At 42.2% G+C, this 17117-nt stretch carries 22 protein-coding genes and 1 riboswitch; of the genes, 3 read left to right on the forward strand and 19 right to left on the reverse strand.

Annotated features, from left to right (window positions below):
* Window positions 1–150: 150 nt before the first annotated feature.
* From BW961_RS19095 to BW961_RS19145, 11 genes are all read right to left on the reverse strand, one after another.
* Window positions 151–765, reverse strand: coding sequence for a TIGR01440 family protein (locus BW961_RS19095; RefSeq protein WP_068584009.1), 615 nt, complete (start codon window positions 763–765; stop codon window positions 151–153).
* A gap of 13 nt (window positions 766–778) precedes the next feature.
* Window positions 779–1234: a ribose 5-phosphate isomerase B gene (rpiB, locus tag BW961_RS19100; RefSeq protein WP_068584006.1), complete on the reverse strand. Its 456-nt coding sequence runs from the start codon at window positions 1232–1234 to the stop codon at window positions 779–781.
* A gap of 102 nt (window positions 1235–1336) precedes the next feature.
* A riboswitch (ZMP/ZTP riboswitch) is annotated at window positions 1337–1417 on the reverse strand.
* Window positions 1418–1467: 50 nt separating this feature from the next.
* On the reverse strand, window positions 1468–2046 hold the full coding sequence (locus tag BW961_RS19105) for a low molecular weight protein arginine phosphatase (protein ID WP_076576952.1): 579 nt from the start codon (window positions 2044–2046) through the stop codon (window positions 1468–1470).
* A 39-nt stretch (window positions 2047–2085) separates the two neighbouring features.
* The gene (locus BW961_RS19110) at window positions 2086–2646 is read right to left on the reverse strand and encodes a manganese efflux pump MntP (protein WP_068584003.1); all 561 of its coding nucleotides are present in this window, start codon (window positions 2644–2646) and stop codon (window positions 2086–2088) included.
* A 155-nt stretch (window positions 2647–2801) separates the two neighbouring features.
* Window positions 2802–4013, reverse strand: coding sequence for an L-threonylcarbamoyladenylate synthase (locus BW961_RS19115; RefSeq protein WP_068584002.1), 1212 nt, complete (start codon window positions 4011–4013; stop codon window positions 2802–2804).
* A 178-nt stretch (window positions 4014–4191) separates the two neighbouring features.
* Window positions 4192–4821: a stage II sporulation protein R gene (gene spoIIR, locus BW961_RS19120; protein ID WP_394327612.1), complete on the reverse strand. Its 630-nt coding sequence runs from the start codon at window positions 4819–4821 to the stop codon at window positions 4192–4194.
* A 253-nt stretch (window positions 4822–5074) separates the two neighbouring features.
* Window positions 5075–6262: an FtsW/RodA/SpoVE family cell cycle protein gene (locus BW961_RS19125; RefSeq protein ID WP_068583996.1), complete on the reverse strand. Its 1188-nt coding sequence runs from the start codon at window positions 6260–6262 to the stop codon at window positions 5075–5077.
* A gap of 80 nt (window positions 6263–6342) precedes the next feature.
* Window positions 6343–7269 carry a peptide chain release factor N(5)-glutamine methyltransferase gene (gene prmC / locus BW961_RS19130; RefSeq protein ID WP_068584419.1) on the reverse strand — a complete coding sequence of 309 codons (927 nt, stop codon included), beginning with the start codon at window positions 7267–7269 and terminating at the stop codon, window positions 6343–6345.
* 25 nt (window positions 7270–7294) lie between these two features.
* Window positions 7295–8362, reverse strand: a complete 1068-nt coding sequence (gene prfA / locus BW961_RS19135; RefSeq protein WP_068583992.1) for a peptide chain release factor 1 — start codon at window positions 8360–8362, stop codon at window positions 7295–7297.
* Window positions 8363–8741: 379 nt separating this feature from the next.
* Window positions 8742–9842 carry a redox-regulated ATPase YchF gene (gene ychF, locus BW961_RS19140; protein ID WP_068583989.1) on the reverse strand — a complete coding sequence of 367 codons (1101 nt, stop codon included), beginning with the start codon at window positions 9840–9842 and terminating at the stop codon, window positions 8742–8744.
* 74 nt (window positions 9843–9916) lie between these two features.
* The gene (locus BW961_RS19145) at window positions 9917–10180 is read right to left on the reverse strand and encodes a hypothetical protein (RefSeq protein WP_068583987.1); all 264 of its coding nucleotides are present in this window, start codon (window positions 10178–10180) and stop codon (window positions 9917–9919) included.
* A gap of 74 nt (window positions 10181–10254) precedes the next feature.
* Between BW961_RS19145 and BW961_RS19150 the strand changes: the two genes are divergently transcribed.
* Complete coding sequence (locus BW961_RS19150) at window positions 10255–10473, forward strand: helix-turn-helix domain-containing protein (protein WP_076576954.1); 219 nt, start codon at window positions 10255–10257, stop codon at window positions 10471–10473.
* Window positions 10474–10659: 186 nt separating this feature from the next.
* Here BW961_RS19150 and BW961_RS19155 read toward each other — a convergent pair whose 3' ends face one another.
* From BW961_RS19155 to BW961_RS19175, 5 genes are all read right to left on the reverse strand, one after another.
* Complete coding sequence (locus tag BW961_RS19155; protein WP_169810273.1) at window positions 10660–10929, reverse strand: YolD-like family protein; 270 nt, start codon at window positions 10927–10929, stop codon at window positions 10660–10662.
* Window positions 10930–11071: 142 nt separating this feature from the next.
* Window positions 11072–11320, reverse strand: coding sequence for a hypothetical protein (locus tag BW961_RS19160; protein ID WP_068583984.1), 249 nt, complete (start codon window positions 11318–11320; stop codon window positions 11072–11074).
* Window positions 11321–11333: 13 nt separating this feature from the next.
* Window positions 11334–12317: a ParM/StbA family protein gene (locus tag BW961_RS19165; RefSeq protein WP_068583980.1), complete on the reverse strand. Its 984-nt coding sequence runs from the start codon at window positions 12315–12317 to the stop codon at window positions 11334–11336.
* Window positions 12318–12483: 166 nt separating this feature from the next.
* A complete protein-coding gene (locus tag BW961_RS19170; protein WP_068583977.1) occupies window positions 12484–12783 on the reverse strand; it encodes a hypothetical protein in 300 nt (99 codons plus the stop codon).
* A gap of 16 nt (window positions 12784–12799) precedes the next feature.
* The gene (locus tag BW961_RS19175) at window positions 12800–13723 is read right to left on the reverse strand and encodes a hypothetical protein (RefSeq protein WP_068583975.1); all 924 of its coding nucleotides are present in this window, start codon (window positions 13721–13723) and stop codon (window positions 12800–12802) included.
* A gap of 147 nt (window positions 13724–13870) precedes the next feature.
* Here BW961_RS19175 and BW961_RS19180 point away from each other — a divergent pair, with 147 nt between their 5' ends.
* A complete protein-coding gene (locus tag BW961_RS19180; RefSeq protein WP_082867418.1) occupies window positions 13871–14104 on the forward strand; it encodes a helix-turn-helix domain-containing protein in 234 nt (77 codons plus the stop codon).
* Between the two features lie 129 nt (window positions 14105–14233).
* On the forward strand, window positions 14234–14512 hold the full coding sequence (locus tag BW961_RS29970) for a hypothetical protein (protein WP_068583970.1): 279 nt from the start codon (window positions 14234–14236) through the stop codon (window positions 14510–14512).
* A 333-nt stretch (window positions 14513–14845) separates the two neighbouring features.
* Here BW961_RS29970 and BW961_RS19190 read toward each other — a convergent pair whose 3' ends face one another.
* The 3 genes from BW961_RS19190 to xerA all read right to left on the reverse strand — a co-directional run bounded on the left by BW961_RS19190 (window position 14846) and on the right by xerA (window position 16937).
* A complete protein-coding gene (locus tag BW961_RS19190; protein ID WP_068583966.1) occupies window positions 14846–15451 on the reverse strand; it encodes a M23 family metallopeptidase in 606 nt (201 codons plus the stop codon).
* Entirely contained in the window at window positions 15451–15855 is a 405-nt protein-coding gene (locus tag BW961_RS19195) for a phage holin family protein (protein ID WP_394327610.1), read from the reverse strand. Before BW961_RS19195 ends, BW961_RS19190 begins: the two co-directional genes overlap by 1 nt.
* An 89-nt stretch (window positions 15856–15944) precedes the next feature.
* The gene (gene xerA, locus BW961_RS19200; RefSeq protein ID WP_068583965.1) at window positions 15945–16937 is read right to left on the reverse strand and encodes a site-specific tyrosine recombinase/integron integrase; all 993 of its coding nucleotides are present in this window, start codon (window positions 16935–16937) and stop codon (window positions 15945–15947) included.
* Between the last annotated feature and the right edge of the window lie 180 nt (window positions 16938–17117).

Consider the following 17117-nt stretch of genomic DNA (forward strand, 5'->3'; position numbering starts at 1 on the left):
TAGCGGTAGAAATCAGAGGACAAAGGCGAACGTTGTCACTTCTCCAGGACAATTTCGTCATCTTCGCTACTTCATGCATACTCCATTATTTTCGGTAAGTACTGATAATAGTTTTAACCCATTTTTTACTCGTCACTGCATTTTTTATAGTTAATCACAAGAATGAGAATTGCCTTGCTGAATAGAAGAGTTCTCTTCCAATCGATATTGCGCCCGCTCGCCGCCAATCAGCTTCGGACGAGTATAGGCTGCATTCACGCGTGCCTGGCCTATATAACGAATGCTCGGGCGAAAGGGTACTGCTACATGCCGTAAATGCATGCCAATCATGGTCTCACCGATGTCGATTCCGGCGTGTGCATCCACGCTTTCTGCAAGGCAAGGATCCAGCATATTCCGATACGCAGCAGAAGCCATTGAACCTCCTGCTGTAGGATAAGGAATCGCGGCTACTTCGGTCAAACGTAGTTCTTCCAAAAGTGTTCGTTCCATCACTAACGACCTGTTCAAATGCTCGCAGCATTGAAACACAACATGAAAGCCAAACTCTTCTCGAACCTCTTCGATACCAAGAAGCAATTCGTTAGCTACTTCTAATGCCCCTGCTGTGCCTATACGGCTACCCGCTACTTCACTGGTGCTCGTACCTACTACGAGTAATTTCCCCGCTCCGAGATGAGCAACCTCAGCAATTTCACGAAGTACAATGGCTACTTGTTGTTTAAGTGAAGTACCTGCTGCTATCGAGCTTTGTTCCAGTTCCATGCAGAACCCCTCCTTAGACTTGCGTATACCGATCTTCGATTCGCTTGATTTTGTTCACACGGTTGACATGACGCTCTTCTCCACTGAACTCTGTAACAAGCCATTCTTTGACGATTTCACAAGCTAAGCCAGGCCCAATGACACGTTCTCCAAGTGCAAGTACATTCGTATCATTATGTTCTCTTGTCGCCTTAGCTGAGAATGTATCGTGAACCAGTGCACATCGAATGCCTTTTACCTTATTAGCGGCAATACTCATCCCGATACCCGTCCCGCACACTAATATTCCTCGGTCTGCTTCACCCGATATCACCTGTTCACAAACAGGAAGAGCATAATCCGGGTAGTCAACAGCATCCGAACAATCGCACCCAACATCCACAACGACATGCCCCAATTCCTCAATAACCTTCATGATGTCTTGTTTCAAACGAATACCACCATGATCTGTTCCTAAAGCAATCCTCATCTGTCGAAAAACCTCCTAATTATTCCTCTTTTGCCTTGTACCATTATACCTCAAATGGCCAAAAGACGAAAAAAGAGCAGTCTACGGTACTCCGTAGAATTGCTCTTGTGCCCAGGCGACCGGCCGTATATCCCGATGCTCCATCGTGGTTAATCCACAGCGTCGCCAGTTACATCGGAACCGATTCTTCTAAATTCATGATAAAACAAACGACGATGAAATGCAACGGTCATTTAGCTAGGATTCACTTCTAACTTCACTAAGAAGCGATCAATCGCTGTACGTATTTCCGCCGCTGCCAATTCATAGTCTTCTCGCGATCCACCAAATGGATCTGATATATCGAAACTTGGAATGCGCTGTTGGAGCTCGATCATCCGTTCCCTATTCTCCATAGGTTTACCCAATGCGTTGTCCATAGCCCAAGCCGCATATAGGGTATCCATCTCTGCAACATCTTGAAGTACCTGTTGATCATCCTCAGCATATTCCTTCAATGTATAGATTTTACCCACAATTTCCGGGAAATTTCTAATTACATGTTGTTTATGAGCTTGCGTTAATGTAAGAATTAGATCACTTTCACGTACGATATCTAGTCTCAATGACTGTGAAGTTATCTTGTCATCTATATTATGATCACGCAACACCGCTTCGGCATGTCGAGAGATAGGCGCCCCTTGGCTAGCAGCAACACCCGCAGACTGCACCTCAAGTTGCAAACCACGCTCTTTAGCTAATTTCCGGAGAATAGCTTCCGCCATCGGGCTGCGGCATGTATTCCCTGTACATACAAACAAAATACGCAACACGTATCTCCACCTCCATATATAAATCTTCTCTCTATTGTATCAAATGATAAACATGAGTCCAAATGCTAGTAATACCACGCCCCCGAGCGCCTCACCATAATCTCCAAGATTACTACTCACTTTCCGCCCCAGGAGAAGACCCATAATGGACATTAACCCACCGAAGAACCCGAAGGTTAGAATGGTCAACATCAGATCACTTTTAAACATGCCCAAAGAAACGCCTACCGAAAAGGAATCAATACTGACACTGAGTGAGAAGAGTATCATCCCTCCCCATGAACGATGATTGACAGGTTTGGCAAATCCTCCACGAAAAGCATTGAGAATCATATGGCCTCCAAGTAAGACTAGTAACCCACCAGCGACATATCCTGTAACTTTTCCCAGTAGCGAGCCCACGTATTGACCCGTGAACATTCCTAATAGGGGCATGATGATATGAAAGACACCGATCATTGTGCTGATTCTAAGAACGTGTACCAGTCGAATTCCTCTCATACCAATACCCACACCAAGCGAAAAGGCATCCATCCCCAACGCTGCCGCCATAATAAAAATTGTAATGAGCTGCCCCAATCCGGCAGAGTTCTCTAGCATGAGTATTCCTCCATGTCCGTTTGTACTTTCTTTTGTACAACCATATGCGGACAAGAAGTGAAACATGTCTAGAAACAGCACAACGCCTACGCTCACTGCAAGAAAAAGTATCCCGAACTGGGGTCATACTAGCAAGGAAGTCTCATAGATAATTACTATTCAATATCGATGATCCGCCCACCCGCAGCTTTCACAAGTCGGTTCATAATCGCCTCGCCAAGCCCTTCTTCCGGACAAGCCTCAGACAGCATATAAGCCACACCCATCTCATCAAAAAGTCGCAGTGATGTATATAACTTATGAGCCGCTTCAGCAGGAGTATCTATCGATCCGAGAGAAATAACTACATTCGCAGGATTCAAGCCATAGAATGGCATATGTTCTTCAAATGCAAGTAAACCCGTCACAGTTCCAACATGGCTAGCCTTGTCTAACAACAATTTAATCGAAGTCGCAACAGCTTGCGGTGAAGAACCCCTTACAATACTCAGCTCGCCCTGTGGTGCATAGTGCGTGTACTTCACCCCTGGAGAACGTGGAGCCTCAGAATCAACAGTCTTTACGTGCGCACTCCCAGTCATTAACCCTGGAGAAATCGCAGTCTGTGCTTCTTCGTCGGCTCCCCCTACAACAATAACGTTAGCACCCTTCACTTTCCCAAGTTGTTCTATCGTAATACCTCCGGGTCTTAACACTTGTATATCCCCATTTGAGAATACTCTTACTACTGTAGATTCAAGACCTACACCGGCTGGACCACCATCAAGAATCCCATCAATCCGACCGTTCAGGTCTTCTTGTACATGTGACGCAAGTGTAGGGCTTGGACGTCCTGAGCGATTCGCACTAGGGGCAGCAATGGGACAATCTGCCCCTTTAATCAAGGCCAATGCAACCCTATGGTCAGGCATACGTATTCCCACTGTATCCAACCCTGCGGTCACACGAGTCGAGAGCACATTGGGACGTAGAGGGAGTACGATCGTAAGTGGCCCCGGCCAATACATGTCCATTAACGTGAGTGCGACAGGAGGAATGTCTGTAACAAGCTCCTCTAATTGCGAACGCTCAGCAATATGAACGATCAATGGGTTGTCAGAAGGGCGTCCTTTAGCAGCAAATACCGCTTCTACTGCCGCTGTACTCCGAGCATCCGCCCCTAGACCATATACAGTTTCAGTGGGGAAAGCCACGATCCCACCCTTACGTAAAAGTGCGGCTGCTTCACCCATAGCTTGTCGAGTAGTACTATCTTGTTTAGCAGACTCTATACCTTCTTCAGATAAAGACTGCACATTCCAATAGGCCGTTGTCATTCCTATCCGCTCTGCTCTGTTATCCATTCCCTTATCAAGACTATGCGTCATTGTTATATCCCAGGCTTTCTATATAAATTTCAGTGTTGTTACTTTGCATTTGATATTCATTACATAGCGAAAAAGCGCGACCAAACCGGGGTAATATCAAAAGCCTCCCGGCTGAAGCACTTAAGCTATCAATTTCTTTTCTATGTTAGCATAAAATCTAATGTAATTAAATTCTGACTTACCAGAACAATCCTGTGACCCAATCCAAAATTCCACTAAGGAGATCCCATAGGAAGAAACGTACTTCAGGTTCTTGAGTAGACACGCTAGAAACCTGCTTGATTGCCAATTCTTTAGAATCGTTCGTTCCAATTGCTTGTACCTTTGCTTCAGCCGTTGTAGCTACCGCATCTCCACTTCCCGCATCAATAAAACATAGGGGAGGAAATAGTACACACCACCAGTTCTGACCTTTCCCTTCACCTAAGGTAACACGAAGGGCTTCATAATCCCCCGCTGGATATACCGTCCCACCATATAACTTCGTTGGGAAAGGGACTACACTTAGCTCTACAGCATAAGAATAGCTGATCCCTCGATCTCTCAGTTCTCTTCCCACCAATTGATTTAAATCTTCCATATGATTACGAATCGTTTCTCTGGCCTGATCTAGATTTTGTGGATCTGCAAGTTCGCCTACCCATCCATTCATTTCTGCTACTATCGCGTCTCTAATCTCTCTTTTGACAAGTTGGTCTCCCACATTATCAGAATTTGCTAGAATACGTAATCGAATGGATTCCTTCGGAATAGGTCCACCCACAACAGATGCATCTGTCCGCTGCGTATCCCAAGACATCACAAGCATAAACAATAAACTAAATATGATAGCTACTTTCTTCACTACGACGCGTAATATGTCTGATCTATGCTCGTCCCACTTTATAATATTCCATTTCATATTAACCACTCCACTCTATCGAATCATACTTGTCAGTATGTCCGTTTCTGAGAGAGTCCAAACCTATTAATCTAGTAATATTGTAAAAATAAAAAAACCACTCCCATAAACCTAACAGGTTTACAAGCGTGGTTCCAATCATCCAAACATTACATAAGTATTAGTTCTGATTCCCAGTATTAGAATAGTTCGCGGGTTGAACCACGAAATCATCTTCTTCATCCTCACTATGAACTCGTACGCTCATAACGATACCAATACTAGCCATATTAATAAGTAACGACGTTCCACCATAACTTATAAAAGGAAGGGTGATCCCTGTTAAAGGCATAATTCCGATAAACGCACCGATATTCTCAAAAATTTGATACAACATCATAGCAACTACACCCACAATGAGATAGGGCCCCGCTCGATCTTTACACTCTAATGCAATCAGAATCATGCGATGGATCATTATAAAGTACAGTAGAAGCAACACCGATGCCCCAACAAATCCAAACTCCTCGGCGATCTGCACAAAGATAGAGTCAGAATACGTATAAGGTACACGCTCTGATTGAACAGAAGTCCCCTTCATATACCCTTCGCCACCCATACCTCCAGAAGCAATAGCAAGCTTCGCATTCTCGGTATGGTACTTCGCTTTAGCTGTCGCCTTATCAGGAACAAGCCACGGATCAAGTCTTTCGATCCAGTGATCCTTACCGATAGATTCCAACGTTGTTTTGATATTGTCATGATAATGAGTATACGCTTGAATTCCGCCAATGAGAGATCCAATCATAATGACTACAGCAATCATCGCATGGGTAAATTTAATATTACCAATCCAAATTAATCCAATCAGAATGACGACATAACTACCTGAGTTCCCAAGATCGTTCTGCAGAATAACCAAGGCAAACGGAATAAAGGCTATCATACCCACCGGAACAACATCTCGCCAAAAGGTTAGCTGATTCTTATTCTTGCGAACAAGAACAAAGGTTAGGAAGAGGATTAAACAAAGTTTGAAAAGTTCTGCAGGCTGCAATGATAGTCCACCAAAATTCAACCATCCTGATGCACCATTCTTAGACTCTCCCATAAAACTTACAACCCCAAGCAACCCCATCCCAGATAAATAAATATACAAGGAGTATTTAATCAATATCCTATAGTCGATCATGACTAATGCAAAGAAAGCTACAAAGGATACGGCATAGTACTTCAACATCTTAATGTGATGTCCATCATATCCGGCTCTTCCATTAGTTACGCTATATATAGATAGTATACTGATTGCCATAAGCGCAAATAGTGTAACAACTATAATTAAATCTATTTTTTTTAACTTACGAAGCATGTGCCGCCCTCCAGTGCTGAGGCTTTCTGCCTCTTGTGCTCCCTTAGAGCACTTAAGCTCTATTGTATAGGAATATCACTTCATAATTCAAATAAACTATCTACACCAATAACATGACGATCTATCCCTGCTAAATCTGGCACAATGATGATCTCATTCCAATGCCCCGCTTGACGTAACATATCAGCAACGTCCATAGCTTGGCCCATTCCGAGTTCAAAACCAATGATTCGTGGAGGGGCAATGAGCAGATCCATCTGTTCAATCATGATGCGATAGGGCCACAGACCATCCTCACCGCCATCTAGCGCCAAGCGCGGCTCGAAGTCGCGCACTTCACGCTGCAGACCGGCGATGGTATCCGCCGGTATATACGGTGGGTTGGACACAACAATGTCCAACGCCATGTCGGCAAACGGCGCCAGCAGGTTGCCTTCACGAAAGGTAACGGCTGCCGCATGGCTGGCCGCATTACGCTCAGCTACGTGAAGCGCCTCCGGCGAGATGTCGCTCGCGTATACGCGCAAGTACGGTGCCTCCGACGCGAGCGTCACGGCAATAGCCCCGCTGCCTGTGCCGATGTCGGCGACCACAAGCGGCTCAGTCGTACTGGTGGCAGAGGTAGCGTCGCCATTAGCAGATGCGACTGTGCGGTCCGGCCATAGCCGTTCAGCCTGCTGCAGAATGGCTTCGACTAGCAGTTCGGTCTCTGGCCGTGGGATTAACACGGACGGCGTTACAGTAAAGAGCAGGCCGTAGAACTCCTGCTCTCCAATAATGTACTGCGCAGGTTCACCCGCTGCTTTGCGGGTGACCGCGTCTACCCAAGCAGCGACTGCTGCTTCTGGGAAGGGTTCTGGCAACGCCATATAATAGGCGGTGCTAGACAAGCCCAGTACATGCTCAAGCAACAGCTGAGCATTCCTTTGCGGCTCCATTACGCCGCATTGAGTTAAAAAAGAGGAAGCCTCAACAAAGGCTCCCCGTATACTTTGCTTTGGTTTCATAACAAAATCCACGTTATTCAAAGCATTATTCCCCTTTATCCATCAAATCTGTTTGCTCAGCAATACTTAAAGCTGAAATAATATCTTCCATATCACCATTCATGATCTGTTCTAGCTTGTGTATAGTTAGACCGATACGGTGATCAGTTACGCGGCTCTGTGGAAAGTTATACGTACGAATCCGTTCACTGCGATCGCCTGTACCCACTTTACTTTTACGTTCACCAGCGTATTTAGCTTCTTCTTCTAGACGCGTCATATCCGAGATACGCGTACGAAGTACTTTAAGTGCTGAATCTTTATTCTTATTCTGTGATTTACCATCTTGGCAAGTTGCCACAATACCCGTAGGAATGTGAGTCACGCGCACAGCAGATTTCGTTGTATTAACGGATTGTCCACCTGCACCACTAGAACAGAATGTATCCACACGAATATCTTTGTCATGAATTTCAATCTCGAATTCTTCTGCTTCTGGCATAACTGCCACTGTCGACGTTGACGTATGAATCCGTCCGCCCGATTCTGTCGTTGGAATGCGTTGCACACGATGTGCACCACTTTCAAATTTCATTTTGCTATAAGCACCACGACCGTTAATGGAGAAGATCACCTCTTTAAATCCACCTAGGTCATTGCTGTTCATATCCATAATTTCTACTTTCCAACCCTGTGCATCGGCATAACGCGTGTACATACGATAAAGGTCAGCTGCAAATAGAGCGGCTTCATCCCCACCTGCTGCACCACGAATTTCAACGATGACGTTCTTATCATCATTAGGATCCTTCGGTAAAAGAAGTAACCGAATCTTACTATCCAGCTCTTCGTGACGAGATGTCAATTCATCAATTTCCATCTTAACCATCTCACGCATGTCATCATCTAACTTCTCAGCTTGCATTGCTTTTGCAGCATCTAACTCTTCTATAACCGTTCTATATTCAGTAAAAGCCTCAAACGCAGGCTGCAAATCCGATTGTTCTTTAGAATACTCCCGTAACTTTGTGTTATCACTGACAACGTCAGGGTCACAGAGCAGTTCGCTCAGTTTTTCATAGCGGTCCGCCAAGGATTGTAATCTGTCCAACATTGGGGGTCACCTCTCCTATTCAAGATCAAACCAATACAATTTCGACTCTTTATTATATCACATTTTAATAATATTCAATATAAAGAATCATATTTTCCACGGCTTGTCATTCTATTATGGATTATCTTAGTACATACAGTATGCCAAGCTTCGCTTAATCTACACGTGCATCCGCCTATTGGGGTCCTGTTCCTGGTTCCATTACAACTATAAATTGGGTTATTTATTCTATCATTCGAGGATTAGAGCAAAGGTGGGAGGGATGATGGTAATACTCCTCATGTTGAGATGGGGAAGATTACGTATCCCTATGAATTAAAATCACATGAACAAGCCTGCCATACAAGGCAAACTCATTCATGTGCTTTAAGGTAGTACTCTAAACGTTGAAACGGAAATGCATAACGTCTCCGTCTTTCACGAGATATTCTTTACCTTCTAAACGCACTTGTCCACGCTCTTTAGCAATACCCATAGAACCGGCTGCAACTAGATCATCGTAGGACACGACTTCAGCACGAATAAATCCACGTTCGAAATCCGTATGAATAACACCAGCTGCCTGAGGTGCCTTCATTCCTTTACGAATCGTCCAAGCACGAACTTCTTGAACACCAGCTGTAAAGTAAGTGTACAAACCAAGTAGACTATATGCAGCTTTGATCAGACGATTTAGGCCAGACTCTTCTAGTCCTAACTCTTCCAAGAACATCGCTTTATCTTCGCCTTCTAATTCTGCAATTTCCGCTTCTACCTTCGCACTGATCGGCACAACTGCTGAATTCTCCGCAGCAGCGAAATCCCGCACTTGTTGTACAAATGGATTGCTATCAGCATCAGCAACACCATCTTCACTAACATTAGCTGCATATAATACTGGCTTAAGTGTAAGCAGATGAAGATCGCGAACGATCAACTTATCGTCTTCACTTAACTCTATGCTACGTGCTGGCATATCGTTATAAAGAGCTTCCTTCACACGTTCAAGCACTTCAACTTCTTGAAGATACTTCTTGTCACCGTTCTTAATATTTTTACGCGAACGATCAATACGCTTCTCAACACTATCAATATCCGCCAAAATAAGCTCTAGGTTAATCGTCTGGATATCGCTGACAGGATTCACTTTTCCATCAACATGTGTCACGTTCTCATCTTCAAAACATCTAACAACGTGAACAATCGCATCCACTTCACGGATGTGTGCTAGAAATTTGTTACCTAGGCCTTCACCCTTACTCGCACCACGAACAATTCCAGCAATGTCTATAAATTCAAATGCTGTAGGTACGGTCTTATCAGGAACGACCAATTCAGTTAGTTTATCTAAACGCTCATCCGGTACCTCAACAACCCCAACGTTCGGGTCGATCGTACAGAAAGGATAGTTCGCAGCTTCTGCTCCTGCTTGTGTGATTGCATTAAACAACGTGGACTTACCTACGTTCGGTAATCCGACGATACCGCAAGAGAGTGACATATTTAAACAACTCCTTATTTATAATTTATCAAATATCTACGTTATTATATATTACAAGTCTTTTCGCAACAAGGCTACCGAGGTCTTTGTATAGATTGAGCATGATATTCAACCGCTCTAATGCCTGTGATTAATCCGTTTTGATATGACTTTTGAATGATTTTACGTATAGTGAGAATGAAGTTGTTTTCAAAATCAAACAGTTCATCAGGCGAACAATTGTCTGATGATTTACAAATACTAATTATATTAGTATATATTTCATTGAGCTCATTACAAAATACCTCATCTACAATATTATTAGCTTCGTCCTCTAAATCAATCAAGTCACTTAACAAATAATCATCCCCTGTACTCTTATGATGTTAAAAAGATATAATTAAATGACCAAAATTTGAAAGGAGTAACTGGATTGGCATTAATCCGAGGGAGATGCCGATTAAGGTACTTACTAGCTCGTGAAAAAATGAGACAAGTTGATCTAACGGAACGGACTGGTTATTCCAGACAGCAGATATCCAATTGGGTTAACAATCGGGAATTGATGTCGTGGGATGCCGGTATTGCTGTTTCTTATGTACTTAACTGTCACATGGAAGAATTATACGAGATAGAAAATATCCGAGCCTAATCGGCTCTCCCAAGGAGTTGTATAGCTATAGCTATACAACAGTGATTGTTCTTCGCTATTTCCCCCCTTTAATATATGGCACTCTTATAATCAGTCCGGACTCATTATAAGAGAGCGCATACCAAGTGTACTCTTTATGATCTTAATCTCATGTCGTTATATGTCGAATGAATGAGTGGTAATTTATTACTCTAAACTCTCCGCTTTCAGTATATCTATAAATGGGATCTTCAACAGTCCCTCATATCTCGTCTGTATATGTACTCTCTGTGTTGCTGTGTCCATTTTGGTTACTGTTCCCTGTGCTGTTTCACTAGACTTCCAAATCGTAAATACAAGCTGCGTAGAACCCTCCAAAGACTGCCCTAACTTTTCTGCTAACTCTTGTAAATCAAATTCATCTCTAGTGGGTCTTGATACTTTACTTTTCCCTGATGGTTTAGGAATTGCATTCACATCTAACGCCTCCTCTATGGTAGTAAATAGAGTATAGCAAACAAGTGTTCGTATTTCAATGCAATATTTAACATCATAAATAATTGGTACCTTGTATAATACAAAAACCACCTTAGCGTCATGCCTCCGTGGTCTTTTATCATTAAAGAATCATAGATCCAGTTAACTTCCCTAAATTTATTTTCTTTGTATGGTCTTCATTTTCTACTAGTGGGGCTGTTTTAATTAAAGTCTTTGGTTTGATTGCTTCAACTTCCTGAGCTAAGAAGTACATCCTGAAAGCTTCCTTCATATGATAGTTCTGATCCCCTGCTGGGATGCCTTGAATTGCATCCCATATTGCATCATCACGCTTACCGAAATATATAAGCTTCTGTCTCTTAGCTGCCATATTATTACCTCCCTTATAACTTCTTAGCTATCTCTGCATAGCCTAGAACCTGTGCATCCTGAGCGTTGTCCATGATCGTACAGTAATGCTTTTTATGTTCGAGTAGGTTCGTTTCGACACGCTCAGCCGTTCCGCCACCGAATACAACCTCATCTAGATCATCCATAAAAGCACCACTGTATTTGTCTATCAAGTCAGCCCAAACACTCTTTGCATACTCATCAAAAGCATCTTTTACATAGAGCTTGTCCATGATCGGATCGAAGATCTTGCCTGTATTTATGTCTTGGCGTGGAACCCCATGATCCAGCAGATCGTCTATGTGATAATATTTGTAGTCCGTTTTGTATTCTAGGTTTACAGCATCGGCAATTTTCTTGTATGCACTCTGTATACCAAGCTCGCGAGCTGTCTTAACTGTCAACGCATCGATCTCCCCGCTGATGATCGGTAAGTAGTTTATCGTCTTAAAGCCAAGGTCAACAACAAGTATGCGCTTAATTATAATGTCGTTTCCACGCTGCTTAACGAGTGTATAATACGTGCCAAGACCTTGTGACACTACGACTGTTGAATTAACATTGACTGTTATCTCCTTACCATTAAAGGTTAATGAGTGCTCCCCGTTAAATAACGCTTTGATCTCATCAGATTCATCAAGATTTTGATACGGCATCCCTGTGATAACTGTAACTGCTTCCTCATTCACTGTATGACGTTTAGCCAGTGAATACATTGCCAATACCTTATACGCTTCTGACTGAGCTCTATTGACAGTCTCGTTAGCTACGATAGGCTTACGTCCTAGATTGTACACATCATCACCGATAACGTACGAAATTCCATCAATCATGATTACATCAGCTGCAAGGGTATCGTTTGGTGTCATAGAATCTCCAAGCCGTCCAACGACTGCACGAGTCTTACAAACAATTCCCTTTGCATCTACATCTTTCAAAACACCATAACCGATATCAGTCGCTCTTACATTTTTCATTCAAAACACTCTCCCTATAATTTTTTTATATAACAATCGTTATAACTTTTTATATAAAGTCGCCGTTTAAGGCTCTGAAATCACTAATCTTCTAGAACTTCTTATATAACAATTTCTATAATATTTTATATAAATGCGTTTGGGCTTTAACAACCATTGCTTATGATTACATTTGTTCGCTCATAAAACGAATCATGGAAGGTTGAAGGTATACACAATCAATCTGCTCACTTTTTCCAAAACGGCTTTTTTCTCCAAAACAGACGTATTTGTGAATGGATGCTGATTCCTGAAACATTATAATAGCTGTAACATTTTTATAATCACTTTCTTCGTTATCTGTAATTGTTACTTGAATTGTAGAATTTCCGAATCCATGAGATTGATTTCTTTGATGTTCTTTTAATACGCGCTCGTAAAAGTGTCCAGGTACATATTCATTCATTTGCTCAATACTGATTTCCAATTGTGTCATCCCCTTTCTAGGCTATTCTGTTTCTTCTCGCTTTGTACTGCTTAATAGCATCCTCGTAGCACCATCGGAAATACCCAACAGGGTTCTGTATTTCAAACTTCATGATCACGCCCTCAAGCGTCATGGTACAAGCTCTATCAAAATAAAGCTCTGTAGCCATCTTCACAACTTCTGGATCTAACTGGTTAGAGAACTGGTTAAGCAGCATGGTGTACATCTCGTCTATGTACCAGGAGCCTATTGGCGTATTGTTTAGCATGTAGCAGTTCTTGGTTGCATGTTTTTGTAAGGCTTGATAAATGGCTTCCTGTTCAGATGCGTCAGCATCGCCCATACAATCATTCAAGTCTTTTGAGTTATTAAAAGATTTATAGTTCTTATTATTGGGTTCGATTTTCGTACCGCTTTCCGGTATTAATTTCGAACCGTTAATAATATCCGGTTTGTTTTTCGCACCGCTTAGTTGTGTGGTCTCCCGGGGAGTGCTGTCTCCTGACTTTCTACCTCCGCCACTCTTTGTACGTTCTCTGTTCTCCGTTTCCCACTCCGTTGCATAATCCCGAATTTTATTGAGCGGCTTAGAAGCCAACTCGATCTTGTTTTGCGGGTAAGAGTACACAATAATTGTCAGGAATCCATCACACTCCTTGAAATCTATGAATCCATAGTCCCAAAGCTGTGGAACTACCTTGGAGTAAAACGTACTCTTAGAAACATCTAGTCGAACACATAACTTTGTTAGTGAAGCATTGAAACGTTGCTCTTCTGTTCGATCAGCATATGTATATAATTTAAGCCATGCGATATAAGCCTGTTTCCCGAGCTTATCTATCCAGTCATCCATTGCGATAAAGTGTTGGATCGGTAGAGTTAACTCATTCCGGCTACGTTTTTCGCCTAGTTGGATGATCACTTTGTTGTTAGCCGACATTCATAATTACCCCTTTCATACGTTTAATGGTTATAACGTATAAGCGTTTTGATATTCATAATATTATACGCTTATACGTTAAGTGTCAATAAAATTATTTACGCCTATACATATATGCGTTATAATGGGTTTAAGGATGGTGATATCGTGCGAAAGATCAATATACGACTTAAAGAAATAATAGATAAGCGTGGTATAACACAAGCCACTCTTTCAGAGATGTCTGGCGTTCGTCAATCAGCAATTAGCGAAATGTCCAGAAACATTAGGGAACAAGTGAGCTTACGCCATTTAGAAAAGATTGCAGAATCCCTCGATATAACGGACATGAATGAATTACTTTTCATAGATTTAGGAGATCCAGAACAAAACGACAAATAAGCCCCGGCACTTAGCCAGGGCTTTCAGGTTATATATAGCATGGTCATCTTCCAAAACTCATGGATATATTTACCTAGTTCTGATAGACTACATCTATAAAATCAATAAGAAGGTCGAGGGGAAACTGTCTTGGTAAAAACATTACGAGGAATGGCGATTGTAATAATAATACTAGTTTTTATAGGCGGCATTGTAGCTGGCAACGTATATGCACCAGAGCCACTACGTGTATTCGAAGACAAAAAATTTCTGTGGAGTATAGCGCTTATGTGGTGGGTCGCTGGAGGTGTCTCTTCGGTGTTCGTCTTTGCATTTTCCACGTTACTGGAACATGTGCAAGGAATCAGCAGTAGGCTAGATGAAATAGAGACTACTACTCGTCGCATACATCGAGAAATTCAGGAATAGTAAATATAATTACCGCTGAGAAGTCCCAAAAAGGCTGTATATAACAAGGTGTACAACAAAACCACTTTTGATATTTTCAAGGTAATAAAGAAACTGTTTAAATAGACTATATATATATCATACGCACACCGTGACTCACCTTGTTATTATAATCCTGCGGGGTTAGATGTGCAGGGTGATGATTGGGTGGGGCACTTTAAAACCAAAAAAACACCCCACCGACCAATTAAGGTTAGTGGGGTGTTTTTACCGATATTTTCGGATTGCACGCTGTGCTTCCGTAACGTATAAAATCAAAATTTTCATGTTTGGAATAATCAGATGTTAAATTTGTCAAACGTTTTGTTTAGCCTGTCCCGATGCCGCACGTAAGGCATCTGCCAAACGTCCAACCTCTTTGCGCTCTGCAGCTGTCTTAGCTACTCCGTATGCGGGCTTGAGATACTTATCTATGATTGCGTTAGCGTCTTTTTCATCCACTTTTGACAACTCCTCTTTTGAATAATAGTCTTGCAGATATTTAGTAGGTTCAACCACACCGGATTCTGTTGCCGTATAACCAAATGACGGAGAGCAAGCCTTGCGGATCTCATAATGCAAATGCGCACCTGTACTCTTACCTGTGTTACCTTGATTGCCCACAACTTGATCTCTGACCACTCGCTGTCCTACTTTTACTGCTATTTCAGACAGATGAGCATACACATGCAAATAGCCCTTGTCATCTTTAATAGCTACCACATTACCCATATTGCCGAATCCTGAGCCTGTCAAACCCATCTTAGCGTGTAACACTTCTCCACCTACAAATGCCTTGAGCACACCGTTAGATGGGGAAACTACAAGGTCTACACCTCTATGGAATCTCTTAACATGATCTACAGGATGCATACGCATACCAAATGGACTTGTTAGTCTAAAAATTTCAAATGGATTCATTATTTATTACCACCCTTCTGCTTGAATACAGCAATAATATCTTTAATCCAATTCGGCATTGGTAGGCCCAAACGACCATAATTTTCTGTCACGGAAATAAGTTCATTCGCAAGATAAAAATAAATGGAACCAATCATGATCACATCGGTGCCCATCAAAACATCTAGCCTGTGTGCCAATATAACAACTAGCAGCATAAGCCCCTTTTTAGCTAATCCCCAGAAGCCAACGTTACTGCTAAGCCCTTTGCCCTCTTTTAAAGACGCAGCAACACCGGTTGTATAATCGATCACTATCGCAAGTAAAAAAAACGAAATCAATTCAGACCATCCTCCTAAAAGGTAAGTCCCTGCCGATCCTACAAGTGCAATGCCCCACTTTAATATTAAATCCAATCTCTCCACTTCATTTCCCCCTTTAAATATAAATAGCCCTCGGATCGGCTCCTAGGGCAAAACAAAAACACGCCCGAGTGGACGTGTAGTATATGGAATTATTGCACTAAATGCTTTTTGTGTTGTTCCCGTTTGCGCTCTGCTGTGATGCTTGCATATATTTGAGTAGTAGCAGGATTCTCATGGCCAAGTAATTCTTGAACAGCTACTAGATCTGCACCATTGTTTAATGTCAGTGTTGCAAAGGTATGACGCATTGTATGAGGGCTGACCTTCTTTTGTAAACCCGCATTCTCAGCGATTATTTTAATCTCTCGTTGAATGCCCCTTTGGGATAATCTTCGATACGGTTTTCTTTCCGTGATTATTAATGCTGGTTCCGAGTCTGCCCTAGTAAATAAGTATTTTTTGAGATGGAATAAGGCTTTGAAACTAAAGTATACTTCTCTTTCTTTGTTGCCTTTTCCGATCACCCTACAACTCTGTGTATTATAATCAATATCACTCCTGTTAATTGCGTGGACTTCTGACAATCGACAACCAGTAGCATATAAGACCTCGATTAACACACGCTGCCTAACATTTACACAAGCTTCCCGAAGCATCTCCAATTCTTCAATACTCAAAGCTTTTGGTAATCGTTTTTCTTTCTTTGGCGGTTTGATCCTTGCGGTGGGATCTCTTGGAATAATATCTTCAGCGGTTAGCCATCCGAAAAACGATTTGAGCACTGACAACTTAGTAGATATAGTTGTAATCTTCTGGTTATTGTAGCGACCAAGATAGACCCTAATATCTGCTGTCGTTACATCCTCGACCATCTTCTTCATATGCTCTGCAAATATTCTGAGATGAATCTTGTAACCACCTAACGTTACTTTAGATAGTCCCTCTAGCTTTTTACCGGATAGGTATAGATCGATCTTTTCTTGTAAATCGGGATGTGTCTGATCAGTTTCAATCCGCTTGATGTCGTAACCTGAAATGATCTCTGACAGCTTCGATCGAATGCCTTCCAAATCAATTCCTGTACAGATTCCTAACAATGACTGAGTAACCTGAGACAATAAATGTTCTCCAGCTGCCTGCATGATATGACCTCCTTGGGATAGGTGTTTTTCCCTTGGGATAAAAATAGAAGTAGGCAACGCTCCCAAGAACGTTTTAGGATGGGGAGCTACCCCACCCTTGCCTACTTCTACCATATCATATCATGTCGAGTTGTGTAAACGAAATGGGAACATTTGTTTTCATAGGCAAAAAGGTAATTT

The organism is Paenibacillus macquariensis, from assembly GCF_900156375.1.
Classification (GTDB): Bacteria; Bacillota; Bacilli; order Paenibacillales; family Paenibacillaceae; genus Paenibacillus_AQ; species Paenibacillus_AQ macquariensis.